The 16,557-nt window shown below is 71.2% G+C and carries 16 protein-coding genes; 8 read left to right on the top strand and 8 right to left on the bottom strand.

The window, feature by feature from the left end; genetic code table 11:
- Positions 1–2 precede the first annotated feature (2 nt).
- Genes D9V37_RS14695 through D9V37_RS14675 form a run of 5 tightly spaced genes read right to left on the bottom strand, consistent with a single transcriptional unit; the run spans position 3 to position 4,965 of the window.
- Entirely contained in the window at positions 3–833 is an 831-nt protein-coding gene (locus tag D9V37_RS14695; protein ID WP_121806951.1) for a mycofactocin-coupled SDR family oxidoreductase, read from the bottom strand.
- Positions 830–1,687, bottom strand: coding sequence for an LLM class flavin-dependent oxidoreductase (locus D9V37_RS14690; protein WP_269778383.1), 858 nt, complete (start codon positions 1,685–1,687; stop codon positions 830–832). The genes D9V37_RS14695 and D9V37_RS14690 overlap by 4 nt, the downstream gene beginning before the upstream one ends.
- A gap of 3 nt (positions 1,688–1,690) precedes the next feature.
- Positions 1,691–3,178, bottom strand: coding sequence for an acetyl-CoA acetyltransferase (locus D9V37_RS14685; protein ID WP_121806949.1), 1,488 nt, complete (start codon positions 3,176–3,178; stop codon positions 1,691–1,693).
- The gene (locus tag D9V37_RS14680) at positions 3,175–3,957 is read right to left on the bottom strand and encodes a crotonase/enoyl-CoA hydratase family protein (RefSeq protein ID WP_121806948.1); all 783 of its coding nucleotides are present in this window, start codon (positions 3,955–3,957) and stop codon (positions 3,175–3,177) included. Before D9V37_RS14680 ends, D9V37_RS14685 begins: the two co-directional genes overlap by 4 nt.
- 45 nt (positions 3,958–4,002) lie before the next feature.
- Entirely contained in the window at positions 4,003–4,965 is a 963-nt protein-coding gene (locus D9V37_RS14675) for a PDR/VanB family oxidoreductase (RefSeq protein WP_121806947.1), read from the bottom strand.
- Between the two features lie 129 nt (positions 4,966–5,094).
- Here D9V37_RS14675 and D9V37_RS14670 point away from each other — a divergent pair, with 129 nt between their 5' ends.
- The 5 genes from D9V37_RS14670 to D9V37_RS14650 all read left to right on the top strand — a co-directional run bounded on the left by D9V37_RS14670 (position 5,095) and on the right by D9V37_RS14650 (position 10,777).
- The gene (locus D9V37_RS14670) at positions 5,095–6,276 is read left to right on the top strand and encodes a thiolase family protein (protein ID WP_121806946.1); all 1,182 of its coding nucleotides are present in this window, start codon (positions 5,095–5,097) and stop codon (positions 6,274–6,276) included.
- On the top strand, positions 6,228–7,100 hold the full coding sequence (locus D9V37_RS14665; protein WP_232524935.1) for a mycofactocin-coupled SDR family oxidoreductase: 873 nt from the start codon (positions 6,228–6,230) through the stop codon (positions 7,098–7,100). The genes D9V37_RS14670 and D9V37_RS14665 overlap by 49 nt, the downstream gene beginning before the upstream one ends.
- Before the next feature lie 95 nt (positions 7,101–7,195).
- Complete coding sequence (locus D9V37_RS14660) at positions 7,196–8,347, top strand: acyl-CoA dehydrogenase family protein (protein ID WP_198412571.1); 1,152 nt, start codon at positions 7,196–7,198, stop codon at positions 8,345–8,347.
- Positions 8,348–8,354: 7 nt separating this feature from the next.
- Positions 8,355–9,317 (top strand): acyl-CoA dehydrogenase family protein, encoded by a 963-nt coding sequence (locus tag D9V37_RS14655; RefSeq protein ID WP_121806943.1) that lies wholly within the window; start codon positions 8,355–8,357, stop codon positions 9,315–9,317.
- Positions 9,314–10,777, top strand: coding sequence for a class I adenylate-forming enzyme family protein (locus D9V37_RS14650; RefSeq protein ID WP_121806942.1), 1,464 nt, complete (start codon positions 9,314–9,316; stop codon positions 10,775–10,777). The genes D9V37_RS14655 and D9V37_RS14650 overlap by 4 nt, the downstream gene beginning before the upstream one ends.
- Here D9V37_RS14650 and D9V37_RS14645 read toward each other — a convergent pair.
- On the bottom strand, positions 10,774–11,751 hold the full coding sequence (locus D9V37_RS14645) for an NAD(P)H-dependent flavin oxidoreductase (RefSeq protein WP_121806941.1): 978 nt from the start codon (positions 11,749–11,751) through the stop codon (positions 10,774–10,776). The genes D9V37_RS14650 and D9V37_RS14645 overlap by 4 nt on opposite strands.
- Positions 11,751–12,518, bottom strand: a complete 768-nt coding sequence (locus D9V37_RS14640; protein WP_147455960.1) for an SDR family NAD(P)-dependent oxidoreductase — start codon at positions 12,516–12,518, stop codon at positions 11,751–11,753. Before D9V37_RS14640 ends, D9V37_RS14645 begins: the two co-directional genes overlap by 1 nt.
- 143 nt (positions 12,519–12,661) lie before the next feature.
- On the opposite strand from D9V37_RS14640, the gene D9V37_RS14635 reads away from it, so the two are divergent.
- Genes D9V37_RS14635 through D9V37_RS14625 form a run of 3 tightly spaced genes read left to right on the top strand, consistent with a single transcriptional unit; the run spans position 12,662 to position 15,539 of the window.
- Positions 12,662–13,441, top strand: a complete 780-nt coding sequence (locus D9V37_RS14635) for an enoyl-CoA hydratase/isomerase family protein (protein ID WP_198412566.1) — start codon at positions 12,662–12,664, stop codon at positions 13,439–13,441.
- The gene (locus D9V37_RS14630) at positions 13,438–14,418 is read left to right on the top strand and encodes an acyl-CoA dehydrogenase family protein (protein ID WP_121806938.1); all 981 of its coding nucleotides are present in this window, start codon (positions 13,438–13,440) and stop codon (positions 14,416–14,418) included. Before D9V37_RS14635 ends, D9V37_RS14630 begins: the two co-directional genes overlap by 4 nt.
- Positions 14,418–15,539, top strand: coding sequence for an acyl-CoA dehydrogenase family protein (locus D9V37_RS14625; protein WP_121806937.1), 1,122 nt, complete (start codon positions 14,418–14,420; stop codon positions 15,537–15,539). The genes D9V37_RS14630 and D9V37_RS14625 overlap by 1 nt, the downstream gene beginning before the upstream one ends.
- Before the next feature lie 25 nt (positions 15,540–15,564).
- On the opposite strand, the gene D9V37_RS14620 is transcribed toward D9V37_RS14625, so the two are convergent.
- Positions 15,565–16,410 (bottom strand): FadR/GntR family transcriptional regulator, encoded by an 846-nt coding sequence (locus D9V37_RS14620; protein ID WP_158604483.1) that lies wholly within the window; start codon positions 16,408–16,410, stop codon positions 15,565–15,567.
- Between the last annotated feature and the right edge of the window lie 147 nt (positions 16,411–16,557).

The following is a 16,557-nucleotide window of genomic DNA, read 5'->3' as shown; positions in this document are numbered from 1 at the left end:
GCTCAGGACGAGTTCTGAGCCATCATCCCGGCGCTGACCGTCATCACCTCACCGGTGATGTGCCTGGCCTCGGGCGAGGCCAGGAAGAGCACGGCTGCCGAGACGTCCTCGGGCTCGACCCACGGGACCTGCTGGGGGTGGAGCTTGGCCATCTCGGCTTCGAACTCCTCGAGGGTCGGCTCCTCGCGGTCGGGCAGGAAGGCGTGGACGAGGTGGTCGTTGACGGCCATCACGGTGTTCACGCTGGCGGGACAGACCACGTTGACCGTGATCCCGAACGGGGCTAGGTCGAGCGCCACGTCCTTGGCCAGTCCGATCACGCCCCACTTCGACGCGGTGTAGTGCGCTGCACGTCCGTAGGCGCGCCGCCCGGCCATCGAGGAGATGGCCACGATCTGCCCGGCGCGGCGCTCGAGCATGTCGGGTAGGACCGCCTGGATCGCGTGGAAGACTCCGCCGAGGTTGGTAGCCAGCACGTGGTCGAAGCGGACCGGGTCGAGCTCCTCGATGCGAGCGTTGTCGAGGATGCCGGCGTTGGCGACGAGCACGTCGACCGGTCCGAGCTCGGTCCTGGCCCGCGCCACCAGTGCCCTCAGCTGCGCGGGCTCGCGAACATCCGCCCGCACGGCCAGGCACCGACCACCGACGGCCTCGACCAGTCGCCTCGTCTCCTCGAGATCCGCCACGGTCGAGGAGGGATAGCTGGTCCCGAGGTCGTCGCACAGGTCGCAGACCACGACGTCGGCTCCTTCCCGGGCGAACGCGACGGCATGGGAACGGCCCTGGCCGCGGGCGCCGCCGGTGACCAGAACGACGCGTCCGGGGAACCTCACGACGACACCGCGGCCTCTGCCCGCACCTCGGCGAGCCTTTCGAGATCGTCCTTGGCCTCGGCGGGAGTGCGGCCGGGGGTGCCGGACTCCACCCAGCTGACACCGGCCTGCGCCAGTCGACCGAGCTCGTCCACCGCCCGGGGGCGGTCGACGAGCCACGACGGCGAGGTGCGGACGAAGCAGACGTCACCCGGGCGGTCCCCGCAGGTCTCGCGGTAGACCGCGACCCGCTCGGCGAGGTCGTCGGTGCGCAGCCGGGTGGTGCCGGAGCCCGCGGCGATCCGGGTGCCGGCCTCGAACGGCATCCAGCCGTCGAGTCCGGCGGCCTCACGCGCGGCCCGGGGACCGTTGCCGCCCCGCCAGAGCCGGATGGACTCGGTCGGGACGGGTCGCAGGGTGTTGCCGGCAGCGCCGACCGGCTCGCCCCGCCAGGCGGTGCGCATCGCCGCGGCGGTCGCACCGACCTGACCCGCACGTCCGTCGTACGCGGCACCGAGGGCCTCGAACTCCGGCTCGAGGTAACCCGCGCCGAGACCGACCACCACCCGCCCAGGTGCGGCGTCGGCGAGCGTCGCCAGCATCGAGGCGGTGAGGTAGGCGTTGCGGTACGGGGCGACCAGCAGGCTGAACACCAGCTGCAACCGCGTCGTCCGGGCGGCCGTCTGGGCGAGGAGCACGAACGGGTCGAAGGTGTGGTGACCGGTCGACCCGGGGACCACGACGGGGAACGGGTGGTCGCTGGCGCTCACCGCGTCTATCCCGAGCCGCTCGGCGTGCTCGGCGAGCGCGACGACGTCGGACATCCGCAGCGCACCTGAGCGTCGCGGACCGGGGAGGTGGAAGGAGAGCCGCACGCGTCAGCCGAGCGTGAAGAGGCGCCGGTCGCCGTCGAGTACCGCGCGTCCCGTGCGACCGATCGCCTCGGCCTCCGAGTCGACCAGGGCCTCGAGGGTCGCCCGGTCCGAGGAGGACACGCGGAGCCCGGTGCGTGCACCGCGAGGTGTTCGGCCCAGGACGAAGCCGCGAGCGGGTGCCCCCCCGCGGTCGTACTCGACGGTGAAGGTCTCGATGGTCAGCGGTCCGGTGTAGGTGGGGTCGACGGGCACGGGGCCGTGCTGCTCCTTCGTCGCCTCGGTGCCGGCGTATGGCCGAGGGGTGGTCCCCAGGACGGTGGCCCCGTGCTGGGTGAGGTACTCGCCCTGGGCGTAGACCAGACCGGTCCCACCGCCCTCGCGGAGGCGATGCACGACCGCGACCAGGGCGTGCGAGCTGTAGTCGTTGTGCGGGCCTCCGAACGACGTGAGGCCACCGGTCGCGGTGAGCGGGAGCTCCTCGTCGAGGTTCAGGTGGAGCCGCCCGAGCTTGGGGACGACGGGGAAGCAGGAGTAGAGGTCGACGACATCGAGCTCGGCCGCCGACACCTCGGCCAGCGACAGGGCGCTGTCGAGCGCTCGTTCGCCTCCCGGCGCGCGGGAGTACGACGCACGCTCGAGCACGTCCTCGCAGTCGGCGTCCAGAGCGGTCGCGTGCACGTGGACCCGGCCCTCGGCGGGCAGCCCGAGCCGGTCGGCGGCCTCGGCGCTCCCCAGCAGCACGGCGGCCGCCTGGTCGACGCGGTTGAGGGCGTTCATGAGCAACGGGTAGGGGAAGCACACCATGCGGTTGCGGGGACCCACCTCGGCCACTTCCTCGGCGGTGACCGGCTGCGGGTTCCAGGCGGCGGGGTTGTCGGCCGCGACCTGGCTGAACCCCGCGTACAGCGCTGCCGACGCCGACTGGGACTCGGCGAAGGACTGGTGGAGGTCGTAGCGCAACCGGTTCTCCCAGAGCGGGTAGACGCGGATCGGCGCCACCAGCCCCAGCTCCCACATGGCGTCCGTGCCACCGGTCTCGCGCGAGAAGGGGACCGGTCCACCGGGGGCGTGCGACCATCCCGCCGCGGCCGCCGGGTCCTGGTGGGCACCCAGGAGCTCCAGCGACGACTGCGCCTCGCCGCCGCAGAGCAGGGCCAGCTCGGCCCCACCGTCGGCGATCCGGGCGGCGAGGTCGCCGAGCACGGCAACCGGTTGGTGCCCGCCCACCCCGGACTCGAACGTCTTCGCGTGAGTGGCGCCCAGCCCCCGGGCGACCGATCCCGCCACGTCGTCGTAGGCCCAGGAGACGACCTGAACGACACCGATGGCATCGAGCTGGGCGAGGGCCGCCTCGGTCAGGCCGGCATCGCGGGCGGCCGTGCGTGCTGCCTCGAGGACCAGGTCGAGCGGCTCCCTCGCCCCGGCCGGGTCCTTGTACCGGTTGCTGCGCAGCTGACCGACCCCGATGACGACCACGTCCCGGGCACTCACGAGTTGCTCCACTTCGGCGGGCGCTTCTCGAAGAAGGCCTGCATGCCCTCCTTGAAGTCCTCGGAGTGGTAGACGACGTCGGTGGCGGCCCGAGACATCCGCCAGGCGTCGGCCTCCTCGGCCCAGGTGCCCTCGAGCATCACCTTGCGTGACTGCTGGACGGCGATCGGGGCATTCGTCGTGATCCGGTCGGCCAGCGCCAGGGCTCGTTCCAGCGCGGTGCCGTCGGGGCACACCTCGTTGACCAGCCCGACCTCGTAGGCGCGATCGGCCGGGAACTGCTCACCCGTGAGCGCCCACTCCATCGCGACGGTCGGGGGAATCTTGCGACCCAAGCGGAACAGTCCGCCGCCGGCCGCGACGATCGCGCGCTTGACCTCGGGGATGCCGAACGTCGCCGATCGGCCCGCGACGATGAGGTCGCAGGCGAGCAGGATCTCGGTGCCGCCGGCGACGGCGGGTCCCTCCACCGCGGCGATCAGCGGCTTGAGTCGCTCGCGGCGGACGATCCCGGCGAAGCCGCCCTTCCTCGTCGTGAACGACCGGGCCCCTTCGGTGCTGACCACCTTCAGGTCGGCGCCCGAGCAGAACGTACGTGGCCCGCCGGTGAGGACCGTGACCCAGAGCTCGTCGTCGGTCTCGACGTCGTCGAGCGCCGCCTCGATGGCGTAGGCGACCTCGCCGTTCACCGCGTTGCGGGCCTCGGGACGGTCGATGGTGACGACGGCCACGTGGCGCTCGGGATCGGGTTCGTAGCGCACGCTCGATGTCTCGGTCACAGGGCTCTCCAGCTCCTCGGGTTCACGGCACGGTGAGATCTCAGGTCACAGGTCGAGGACCAGGCGCGGGCAGCGGGACCGCGAGACGCAGATCATCATCGTCTCGTTGGCCTCCTGCTCGGCAGCCGACAGCAGGGAGTCGCGGTGGTCGGGCTCACCGCTCACCACGACGGTCTCGCAGGTGCCGCAGGTTCCCTCCTGGCACGACGACGGCACGTCCACGCCAGCCTCGGAGACGGTCTCGAGGATCGACTTGTCCGCAGCGACGGTGAGGACCAGGTCGGAGCGGGTCAGCTCCACCTCGAACCTCTCGGTGCTGGCCGGCTCGTCGAAGGTCTTCGGCGTGAACCGCTCGATGTGAAGGGCGCCGTCCGGCCACGCTGTCATCGCCTGCTCGACGGCGTCGAGCAACGGCTCGGGGCCGCACGCGTAGACCAGGGTGTCGGGTCGAGGCGCGGCGAGCAGAGCCGGCAGGTCGAGCAGCCCGTGCACGTCCTGCGGGCGCACCTCGACGCGCTCACCCCCCAGGAGTTCGAGCTCGTTGCGGAAGGCCATTGTCGCGAGCGAGCGTCCGCCGTAGAGCAGGGTCCACTGCGAACCGGCGCGCTCGGCGGCGCCGGCCATCGCCATGATCGGCGTGACGCCGATGCCGCCGGCCACGAAGACGTAGCGGGGCGACGGCTCGAGGACGAAGTGGTTGCGGGGACCGTGGGCCAGCACCTCGCACCCGACGTGCAGCTTGTCGTGGACGAAGCGCGAACCGCCACGGCTCTGTGGCTCCAGCAGCACTCCGATGCGCCAGGTGCCGGTTCGCGTCGGGTCCCCGCAGAGCGAGTACTGCCGCGACAGGTCCTCGGCCAGGTCAAGGTCGACGTGGGCACCCGGCTCCCAGGCCGGCAGGGGCGCCCCGTCCGCGGCCACGAGATCGAGCACGACCACGCCGTCCGCGGCGACGGTGCGGTCCACCACCCGCACCGCGACCTCGACCTCCTCGTGAGTGCTGCGCACCGCCGCCTCCTGTGTGCCCTGGAGACGGCCCCGGCGGGTCGTCCCGGTCGATTGACGCACCTGAGTGACCAGCGTAACATCGCATTAATCTTTATAAACATTACAAGTTGGAACCGGGAGATTCACCTGATGCCCCAAGCCGTGATCGTCGACGCCATCCGCACCGCGAGTGGCCGGGGCAAGCCCGGAGGTGCGCTCTCCGGCATTCACGCGGCCGACCTCCTGGCGACCGTCCTCGAGCAGCTCGTCGAGCGCCAGGGTCTGGACCCGGCGCAGGTCGATGACGTCATCGTCGGCTGCGTCAGCCAGGCGGGCGAGCAGTCGGTGAACATCGCGCGGACTGCGGTGCTCTCGGCGGGCTTCCCCGAGTCGGTCCCGGCGACGACGATCGACCGCCAGTGCGGGTCCAGCCAGCAGGCGGCCCACTTCGCCGCCCAGGGCGTGATCGCCGGTGCTTACGACGTGGTCGTGGCGTGCGGCGTGGAGTCGATGAGCCGCGTTCCGATCGGGACCGCGACCCTCGGCCGCGAGCTCTGGGGCGGCCGGATGCACGCGCGTTACCCGGAGGGGCTGGTCAACCAGGGAGTCTCCGCCGAGCTGGTCGCCGAGCGTTGGAAACTGGACCGGTCGGCACTGGACGACTACTCCGCGCGATCGCACCGCCTGGCCGCCGAGACCGCGGCCGCTGGTCGGTTCGACCGCGAGCTGGTCCCCGTGCGGTTGCCCGACGGCGGTTCCCACGTCGTCGACGAGACGGTGCGGCCAAGCACGACCGCCGAGGGGCTGGCGGGTCTCGAGGCCTCGTTCCGCACCTCGGAGATGGAGGAGCGGTTCCCCGACCTGGAGTGGCAGATCACCCCGGGCAACTCCTCGCCCCTGACTGACGGCGCGTCTGCGGTGCTGATCATGAGCGAGGACAGGGCGGCCGCGCTCGGGCTGACTCCACGGGCGAGGTTCCATGCCTTCGCCGTGGCCGGTGACGACCCGCTCATGATGCTCACCGGTCCTATCCCAGCGACCCGCAAGGTGCTCCAGCGGTCGGGGATGACGATCGACCGGATCGACGCCTACGAGGTCAACGAGGCCTTCGCGCCGGTGCCGCTGGCCTGGGCGAGCGAGCTCGGCGCGGACCCCGACCGGATGAACCCGCGCGGTGGCGCGATCGCACTGGGCCACGCCCTGGGTGCCTCCGGGACCCGCCTCATGACCACGCTCCTCCACCAGCTCGAGGACACGGGGGGCCGCTACGGCCTCCAGACGATGTGCGAGGGCGGCGGCATGGCCAACGCGACGATCATCGAGCGTTTGTGACGGGCGCGCTCGACGGCCGGGTCGCCGTCGTGACCGGTGCGGCGCGGGGCCAGGGGCGCGGCCATGCGATCACCCTGGCCGCGGCGGGTGCCGCGGTCCTCGCGGTCGACATCTGCGCCCAGATTCGCACCGTCCCCTACGCTCTGGGCACCGCGGACGACCTCGCGGAGACTGGTCGTCTGGTCGAGGCGGCCGGCGGCCGCTGCCTGACCGCGGCCGTCGATGTACGAGACCGCTCTGCCCTGGTCGCCGCGGTCGACGCAGCGGTCGCCGAGCTCGGCCGACTCGACGTGGTGGTCGCCAACGCGGGCGTGGCCCAGGGCCTTCCCGAGCGTGAGGTGTCGCCGGAGGAGGAGATCTGGGCCGACTACGTCGCCGTCAACCTGACTGGGGCCTACAACACCGTCCAGGCCGCCAAGGCGCACCTGAAGGCCGCCGGCGGTGGGTCGATCATCATCATCAGCTCGACCTCGGGGCTCAAGGGCCAGTCGCGTGGTGACGTGCGGTCGGACGCCTACACTGCCGCGAAGCACGGCCTTGTCGGGGTGATGCGCGCGGCCGCGAACGAGCTCGGTCCCGACCGGATCCGCGTGAACACCATCCACCCCACGGCGATCGAGACCGCGATGGTGACCAACGAGGCCATGCAGCGGTGGATCGCCGCCAACGTCGCGGTGGTCGCGGGCGGCTTCGGCGACGCCATGCACGCCGGACGCATCGAGGTGCGCGACATCTCCGAGGCGGTGCTGTGGCTGGCCTCGGACGCATCCCGCTTCGTGACCGGTGTGGCGCTGCCGGTGGACGCCGGGTTCGCCATTGCCTGAGTAAGACAGTTAATACTTGCAATGATTAAGACAACATGTCACGCTTCCGGGACACGCGCCCGGTGCGGTCGGCGCGGCACGACGGAGGTGTGAGCGTGGACTTCTCGGACTCGGAGGCGGCGGCCTCGCTGCGGCAGGAGCTGCGTGGCCTGGTGCGGGAGCACGTGCCCGGCACGTTCCTCGGTGCGTTCACCTCCGATCCCCAGGACCTCGCGCTGGCCCAGTCCTTCTGCCGGCTGCTCGCCGAGAAGCACCAGCTCACCCCCGCTTGGCCGGTGGAGTACGGCGGCAACGCGGCCTCACCGTGGGAGCAGGCCGTGGTGCGCGAGGAGATGTGGGCGCACTTCGAACCGCGCGGTGCGCAGTACATGGGCGTGAACTGGGTCGGTCCGGCGATCATGCGCTTCGGCACCGACCAGCAGAAGGAGGAGCACCTCGGCCGCATCGCCGGTGGCGAGGTGATCTGGTGCCAGGGCTTCTCCGAGCCCGAGGCCGGTTCCGACCTCGCGTCCCTGCGCACGGCCGCGATCGAGGACGGTGACGGCTGGCGGGTCGAGGGGCAGAAGGTGTGGACCTCGTACGCGACGATGGCCGACTGGTGCTTCCTGCTCACCCGGACCAACCGTGACGCACCGAAGCACCGCGGGATCACCGTGTTCCTCGTGCCGATGGACCGTGCCGGCATCAAGGTGGTCCCCATCAAGGCGATGGTCGGTCCCCACCACCTCAACGAGGTGTTCTTCGAGGGCGTCCACGTCACGGGCGACGACGTGCTGGGCGAGGTCGACGCAGGATGGAACATCGTCCGTGAGGCGCTGGCGTTCGAGCGCGTCGGGATCGCTCGCTACGCCCGATGCGACCGACTGCTCAACATGGCCCCCGCCGCGCTCGACGACCGCTGGGAGACGCTGCCCGTCGAGCTCAAGGAGCGATGGGCGGCGGCGCTGGTCCACGTGCGCCAGTCGCGACTGCTGGCCTACCGGGTGATCCAGCTCGTCGAGACCGGTGAGGTGGACCCGGCCGACACCGCCGCCTACCGGATCGCGGCGACCCAGACCGACCAGGAGGTCGCCGAGGTCCTGATGGACATGTTGGAGGAGCGGGCGACCGGCGCGTCCAGCCGCGACCAGCTCTTCGAGCGTGCGGTGGACGACCACTGGCGCTACGCCCAGGCCGCGACCGTCGCCTCGGGCAGTATCGAGGTGCAGCGGCTGCTTCTGTCTCGCGCGCTGCTGAAGGACCGGTGAGGACCACGTGAGGACCCAGCTGACCCAGGACGCACTCGAGTTCGCGCGCGTGGTCGACATCGCGCTGCGCAACGCCGGTGGCGTCGACCTGGCGCGCCGTGCCGAGCAGGACGGTGACATCGCCGAGGTCGAGCGGGTCCTCGAGCAGCTCGGGCTGTGGGACCTGTGTGCGGCCTCGGACGCCGACGACGGCGAGGTCGCCGCCGCGGTCTGTCGTGCCGCTGGGCGCGTCGCCCTGCCGTACCCGGTGGCCGAGCGGCTCGCCGCCGACCCCGACGCCGGCTACGACGCCCTCGCCGTGGCCAGCGGGCCCGCCCGCGTCAACCTGGCCAGCCTGACCCCCGGTCTGCGCTGGGCGGTCTGCGACGGTGCCGGACACCGGGCTCCGGTCACCACCACCGGGCCAGCGCTCGGCACCATGCTCGGGCCCCTGGTCAGCGAGGTCGAGCTGGGGGAGTGGGGACCGGGGGACGTGCGGGCCGAGCGGCTCGCTCTCGTGCTGCCCTGCTGGACCCTGCTCGGCATGATGGACACCACGATGGAGGCGACCCGGCGACACCTGCTCGACCGGCACCAGTTCGGACAGCCCCTTGCGGCCTTCCAGGCGCTGCAGTTCCGGATGGCCGACACCGCGACGTCCTACCAGGCCTACGAGGAGCTGGCGAAGTACACGCTCTGGTCGGTCCTCACCGACCAGCCGGGTGCGGCCGTCGACGTGCTGTCGTGCCGGCTCGCGGCCCTCGAGACCGCCGAGGAGGTCTTTCGGACCGGCCACCAGATGCACGGAGCGATGGGCTTCTGCGACGAGGTCGACCTTTCGTGGCTCTCCCGGCACGGCCAGGCCATGCGCCGCCTGCCGTGGGGCCGGTCGCAGACGCGGGCCCGACTGCTCGAGGCGATGGCCGACACGCCCTTCACCGGTCTCTACGGCGATGGGCTGCTCAACACCGCCGAGGCCGTCCTGCCGTGAACCTGACCCTGCTGCTCGACATGGCCGCCGACACGGCCGGTGACCGCATCGCGGTCGGCTCCCGACGTGGTGGCAGGACCTTCGCAGCACTGCGCGAGCAGGCTCACGCCGTCGCGGTCGGCCTGCGGGGCGCAGGGCTCGAGCGTCTCGTGCTGGCGGCCGAGAACACCGATGACCTCCCGGGCCTGGTCTTCGGCAGTGCCTACGCCGGCGCCGTGTTCACGGCCGTCAACTACCGCCTCGCCGACGACCGGCTGAGATCGGTTGTGCAGCGGTGCACCCCGGCGGCCGTCGTCGCCGACGAGCGCACCGCGGCGAGGATCGCCGGCATCGACGGCCTCGCCCCGCTCACGGCAGGCAGGCCTGGGGCCGAGCTGCCCGTCGTCGATTCCGCCGGCGTCGCGATCGCGCTGTTCACCAGCGGCACCAGCGGTGATCCCAAGACGGTGCTGCTGCGGCACACCAACCTGACGTCCTACGTCATCTCCACCACGGAGTTCCTCGCGGCGGACGAGGGCGAGGCCGCGCTGGTCAGCGTGCCGCCCTACCACATCGCCGGGATGGCGGCGGTGCTCAGCAACGTCTACCTCGGTCGCCGGATGGTCTATCTGCCTGCGTTCGAGGCCGCGGAGTGGGTGCGGATCGCACGGGAGGAGGAGATCACCCACGCGATGATCGTGCCGACGATGCTGGCCCGCATCCTCGATGTCCTGGAGGGCTCCGGCACCAGGCTCCCGCACCTGCGTCACCTCAGCTACGGCGGCGGCCGCATGCCGCAACCCGTCGTGCGCCGAGCGCTCGAGCTGCTGCCCGACGTCGACTTCGTCAACGCCTACGGCCTCACCGAGACCAGTTCGACGATCGCGCTGCTCGGCCCCGAGGACCACCGCGCGGCGCTGTCCGGCACGCACCCGGACGTGACCGCGCGCCTCGGCTCGGTCGGCCGCGCGCTGCCCGGGGTCGATCTCGAGATCCGCGACGCCCACGGCCACCGCCTCGCGCCTGGCCTCACCGGCGAGATCGTCGTCCGCGGCGACCAGGTGGCCGGCGAGTATGACGGCAACGACGCCAAGGACGCCGAGGGCTGGTTCCGCACCAACGACCACGGTTACCTCGACGCTGCCGGCTACCTGTTCATCGACGGCCGCGCCGACGACGTGATCGTCCGCGGCGGCGAGAACCTGAGCCCCGGTGAGATCGAGGACGTGCTGCTCCAGCACCCGGGTGTCGCCGAGGTCGCGGTCGTCGGAATGCCGTCGGAGGAGTGGGGTGAGACCGTCGCGGCGTTCGTCGTCCCCACCGTCGGCACGGAGCTCGACGTCGACGACGTACGTGACTTCGTGCGCTCGCGCCTGCGCTCCTCGCGGGCGCCCGAGGTCGTGCACGTACGCGAGGATCTGCCGTACTCCGAGACCGGCAAGCTGCTGCGCCGCGAGCTGCGCGCCGAGCTGCAGCGCTAAGCCAGCAGACCGGGGAGCCGGCGGCCGAGGAGCTCCTCGGCGTCGGCCATGATCGTCGCGACCACCTCGCGCACGGGCGCGACCGAGTCGATGAGCCCCATCGCCTGGCCGGCCCACATCAGCCCACCGTCGACGTCGCCCTCCACGAGCACGTTCTGCCGCCCGCGTGCACCGGCAGCCAGCTCGGCGACGTCGGCGAAGGTCGCACCGGGTCGGGCCTCGATGGTGGCGATCTTCTCCGCGATCGCGTTGCGCACCACGCGAGCGGTGTTACGGAACGGCCGGAAGATGACCACGGTGTCGGTCTCGGAGGAGGCCACGACCCGGTCCTTGACGCGGGGGTGGACCGGGGCCTCCTCGGTGGCGATGAAGCGGGTGCCCATGTTGACCGCGTCGGCGCCGAGCGCCAGCGCGGCGGCCATCCCGGAGCCGGTGGCGAACCCACCCGAGGCGATGACGGGGATGCTCAGCGCGCGGACAGCGGCCGGGATCAGGACGAGGCCGGGGACGTCGTCCGGGCCCGGGTGCCCGGCGCACTCGAACCCGTCGATGCTGACGGCGTCGACGCCGGCACGCTCGGCGGCCAGGGCGTGACGCACGCTGGTCGCCTTATGGATGACGCGTACGCCGGCGGCCTTGAGGTGGGGCAGGTGCGGGACCGGGCTCGAGCCCGCCGTCTCGACGACGGTGATGCCGGACTCGACGACGACCGCGCGGTACTCGGCGTAGGGCACCTCGTGGATGGTGGGCAGGATCGTGAGGTTCACGCCGAACGGCTTGTCGGTGAGCGACCGGGTGCGCTCGATCTCGCGGGCCAGCGCCTCGGGGCTGGGTTGCGTCAGCGCGGTGAGCATGCCCAGGGCCCCTGCCTCGGCGACAGCGCCGATCAGCGGCGCCGTGCCGTAACCGGTCATCCCGCCGCACACCACGGGGTGCTGGACGCCGAACAGGGCTGTGAACGGCGTGCGGATCATCAGCGCGCCGTCCAGCCGCCGTCGACGACCAGGGTCTGGCCGGTGACGTACGACGAGGCGTCGCTGCACAGGTAGAGCAGGGCACCGTCGAAGTCGTCGGGCCGACCGTGGCGCGGGATCAGGGTGTTGGCGAGGATCCACCCCTGGATCTTCGGGTGGTGGATGACCCCGCTGGTCATCTCGCTCTCGAAGAACCCCGGCACGAGCGCGTTGACCCGTACGCCGTGGGGGCTCCACTGAGCCGCCCACTCGCGCGTGATCGCCTCCAGTCCTCCCTTCGACGCCGCGTACGTCGCCTGCGGGAAGCGGGCGATGCCGGCTCTGGCTACGATCGAGGTGACGTTGAGGATCACCCCGCGGCCGCGCTCCTTCATCGACGGGTAGACGGCCTGCGACAGGGCGATCGGCGCGATCAGGTTGACCGCCAGAGTCTCCAGGACCTGCTCGGGTGTCTCGTCCTCGGCGCGCACCCCGCCAGCGATGTACGCCGCGTTGTTGACCAGCACGTCGATGGGTCCCAGCTCGGCCACTGCACGCTCGACGAGCCCGCCGAGCGAGGCAGTGTCGGAGAGATCAGCGGGAAGGGGCACGCAGCCGGGGTTGTCGTGCGCGAGCTCCTCGAGCAGGTCACCCCGGCGGCCCACGACGCCGACTCGCGCGCCCGCGGCACCGAGCACCTCGGCGAAGCGCCGGCCGAGTCCCGCGGTCGCTCCGGTGAGGAGGATGCTGCGATCGACGAGAGAGAACGCGTCAGCGGGGATGGTCATCGGTTCCGCGGCCTCCACCTCACCAGCACCACGCTGGCTTTATCCTTGTATTTGTTGTAAAGATAGCATGTGTAGCGACCGTGAGGTCGGGTCATCCGAAGAGCTGGAGCAGCATGGCCGAGACTAGGTACGACACGGTGGTCGTGGACAGGTTCGAAGACGGCGTCGCCACGGTGACTATCAACCGCCCCGGCAAGCTCAACTCGTTCAACGAGCAGATGCGTCGCGATTTCGCGGATGTCTGGTCCGAGCTGCGGGCCGACGCCTCTGTCGGCGCCATCGTGCTGGCCAGCGCGGGGGACCGGGCTTTCTCGACCGGGCTCGATGTCACCGAGCGCGCCGACGGCAACGACTCGCCCTGGGTGCGCCTCGACGACCCCTGGGGGGAGACCGAGGACCCTGGCCGCCAGCTCGGCCCCAAGTCGAACGAGGTCTGGAAGCCGGTGATCGCCGCCGTGCGCGGCATGTGCGCGGGCGGCGCCTTCTACTGGATCGGCGAGTGCGACCTGGTGTTGGCGACCCCGGGCAGCACGTTCTTCGACCCGCACGTCACCTACGGCATGGTCGCCGCTCTCGAACCGATCAGCCTGTCCTACCGGATGCCCTACGCCGAGGTGGTGCGGATGGCGGTCATGGGCCTGCACGAGCGGATGAGCGCAGAGACCGCTCGCAGCTGCGGCCTGGTCAACGAGGTGGTCGACGACGGTGTCCTCCTGGATCGTGCCCATCATCTGGCCGCGCGGATCGCCACGCAGCCACGGGCGGCCGTGGAGGGCACCGTGAAGGCGCTCTGGCGCTCGCGCGACCTGGGGCGCGAGCAGGCCATGGCCGGCGCCCTGCTCTACACCCAGGTCGGCAACCCGATCGGCGCGACCGGGCTCGATCGAGCCGCGGCCAAGGTGAAGGACTGGGAGCTGCGATGAGCACGCTCGCGACGCTGCCCACGACTGCACCCGACTCCGAGGAGGAGGCGGCGGTACGCGACACCGCTCGCGAGATCGCGGTGCGGTGCGACATCGATGGCGACCATGCCGACTGCTGGAGGCGACTGGAAGAGTCGGGCTTCGCCGAGCTGCGCTCGGCCGATGACGACGGCGCCCCACTGGCCGACACGACGATGACCGCGATCGTCGTCCAGGAGCTCGCCTCCGTCGTGTGCGGCGCACCGCTCCTCGGCACATTGCTGTCCGCGGAGCTGCTCAGGCTTGCGGCGGTCGAGGTGGAGGGGCCGATGACCGTGCTGCTCGACGAGGACCTCGGCGCGCTGTCCACCGACGGCACCGGCGTCGCCTGGGATGCCGGCCACCCGGTCGCAACCGCGGTGGCGCTCGACGGCGACCGGTTGGTGGCCCACGCCCTGGGCGCCTCCCAGCCGACGCAGGACCTCACCCGTCCCTCGGCGAGACCGTCCGGCGGGCCGCAGCCGTTGAACGGCTCGCTCGACAAGCAGGGCCGGCAGCGCTTCGACTCCTTCGCGCGGCTGATGCTCACCGCGGACCTGCTGGGCACCGCCGGCGGGGTGCTCGCCGACGCCGTCCGCTACGCCGGCGACCGCGTGCAGTTCGGGGCGCCGATCGGGAAGTTCCAGGCCGTCCAGCACATAGCGGCTCGCGCCTACAGCGAGGTCGAGGCGATCCGCAGCTCGCTCCTGCACGGCGCGTGGTCGCTCGACGCGGGTCGCGACCACCACGAGGCGTCACTGGTCGCGAAGGCCTATGCGGGCCGCGCCGGTGTCGCCGTCGTCGAGGCCGCGGTTCAGATGTACGGCGGCGTGGCGATCACGTGGGAGTTCCGGGCCCATCGCCACCTGCGTCGTGCCCTGCTAGACGCCCTCGTCCTCGGCACACCGGACGCCGCCGGCGCCGAGCTCCTGGTGGCGATCGAGGCGGAGGAGGCCTGATGGACTTCAGCGACAACGAGGAGCTGGCGCAGTTTCGCAGTGGGCTGCGCTCCTGGCTTCGTGAGCACGTCATCGAGCGCGAGGAGGACGAGAGCCCGGCGTTGTTCCTCAAGCGTTGGCACCAGGTGCTCTTCCAAGGTGGCTGGGTGGGGCTCTCTTGGCCCGAGGAGTACGGCGGCCGCGGATTGAGCAACGCCTACGACGTCGTACTCAACGAGGAGATCGGCGCGAGTGGTGCCCCCGACGCTCCGCGCATCGGGTACATGGGCCGGGCGTTCTTGCAGTGGGGGACCGAGGAGCAGCGCAAGCGGTTCCTTCCGCGGCTGCTCAGCGGCGAGGACTACTGGTGCCAGGGGTTCAGCGAACCAGGCGCGGGCTCGGACCTGGCGAACCTGTCGACCCGCGCGGTGAAGGACGGCTCGTCGTACCGCATCAGCGGGCAGAAGGTGTGGACCAGCTTCGCCGAGTACGCCGACTACGCGATCCTGCTGGCTCGCACCGGCGAGCCCGGTGGACGTCACAAGGGCGTCTCGGCATTCGTCGTCTCGATGGACTCCCCGGGTATCGAGGTGCGCCCGATCATCGCTGCGACCGGCGAGTCGGAGTTCTGCGAGATGTTCTTCGACGGCGTGGAGGTGGCTGAGGAGAACCGGATCGGCGTCGAGGGTGACGGGTGGCCGATCGCGATGATGACCGTCGCCTACGAGCGGGGCGCGGCCGACGTCGGCTACCTCTCCAAGTTCGGCGCGGCCCTCCGTGAGCTGCGGGGCCTGCTCGGTGACCGCGTCCACCAGGACGCCAGCACGCGTCGTCGGGTCGCTGATCTCGAGGTGCGCTACCGGATCCTGAGCCAGCACGTGCGCCGCCGGCTCACCGAGCGCGACAGCGGGGACGTCCTGCCCGGGCCCGAGATGTCGGTGGACAAGCTGCTGATGACCGACGTGGACCAGGCGCTGCATCGAACCGCCGTCGACCTCCTCGGGGCGTCCGTGCTACTAGAGCCGGGCGATGCGCCGTGGCTGCAGCGCTATGTCTACGCGAGGGCGGCGTCGATCTACGGGGGCGCCGAGCAGATCCAGCTCAACATCATCGCCCAGCGGGTGCTGGGGATGCCACGATGAGGCGCGGCCGCGGGTCGGAGCCGACTCAGAGCGAGCTGACCCAGGTCCGCGTGATCGGGACGTCGACGCCGGCGTAGAGCCGGCTGCTCTCGGACTGCCGGGCCGTCTCGTCGCGCAGGCCGCGAACCGCTCGGGCCGACGAGGCGTCCACGACGCGGTCGCCGAAGAGCTGCAGCATGCTCTGCTGGGACGCCTCGAGATGACTGCGTGCATAGCGCTCCGCTGCCGCGGACTCGCTCTTCATGATCTTCTCGGCGATCTTCTTGTGGGCGCCGAGGACCTCCTTCTGCAGCGCCTCGGTGGGGTACTTGCCCAGGTCGGCCGCCTCATGAGCCCAGGTCTCCTCCTGGGCCGACCAGATGGCCACCAGGCTGCGCACCAGCAGCCGCGTCGTGGCGTTGGGGGTCTGCGCCACCACGATGTCGTGGAAGAGGCGCGCCTCGTGGGTGAACGTGGGACCGTCGCCGATCGCCGCCTCCGTGCGCTCGAGGTTCTGCTCCACCACCGGCCGCAGCGACTCGCGCACGTTCTCGTCGCTCGAGCACATCAGGGCGCACATCGGCTCGAACATCAAGATCGAGCTGCCCAGGTCGCGCAGATGGATCTGGTCGCCCTGCAGCGCCATGCCCACCGCGTGGGAGACGGACCCACCGTCGGGCTTGTGGATCAGGGCGCCACCGGCCTTGCCGCGACGCACGGTGATCAACCCCTCGCCCTCGAGGATGCGCAACGCCTCGCGCAGCGGCGGCGCGCTCACGCCGAAAGTCGCGACCAGAGCGTCCTGCTTGGGGAGGATGCCGGTGCTGTGGACGCCGTTGAGGATCTGCTCGCGTAGCTCCGAGGCGATGAGCTCGGCGAGGCGCGGCTGCACGCGAGCGCGTCGTGGAAGGTCGACTCCGTCTACCATCGCCTCAGCCTTCGTCTATCAGGGGTCAATTCCTCATTAACTTTACACCGATGAGGCGGCTGAACCTCCTACTTGGGCGGCATCCGGATGCCGCCGTCGACGCGGACGACC

Source organism: Nocardioides mangrovicus (assembly GCF_003674065.1).
Classification (GTDB): domain Bacteria; phylum Actinomycetota; class Actinomycetes; order Propionibacteriales; family Nocardioidaceae; genus Marmoricola; species Marmoricola mangrovicus.
Note: the sequence above shows the minus strand (reverse complement) of the source record. Positions and strands in the feature narration are given on the sequence as shown.

What these genes read in the sequence shown, in the direction of transcription:
- D9V37_RS14670 (WP_121806946.1), top strand. Translation starts at nt 5,095, where the DNA reads ATGCCCCAAGCCGTGATCGTCGACGCCATCCGCACCGCGAGTGGCCGG.
- D9V37_RS14645 (WP_121806941.1), bottom strand. Translation starts at nt 11,751, where the DNA reads ATGATCCGCACGCCGTTCACAGCCCTGTTCGGCGTCCAGCACCCCGTG.
- D9V37_RS14640 (WP_147455960.1), bottom strand. Translation starts at nt 12,518, where the DNA reads ATGACCATCCCCGCTGACGCGTTCTCTCTCGTCGATCGCAGCATCCTC.
- D9V37_RS14630 (WP_121806938.1), top strand. Translation starts at nt 13,438, where the DNA reads ATGAGCACGCTCGCGACGCTGCCCACGACTGCACCCGACTCCGAGGAG.
- D9V37_RS14625 (WP_121806937.1), top strand. Translation starts at nt 14,418, where the DNA reads ATGGACTTCAGCGACAACGAGGAGCTGGCGCAGTTTCGCAGTGGGCTG.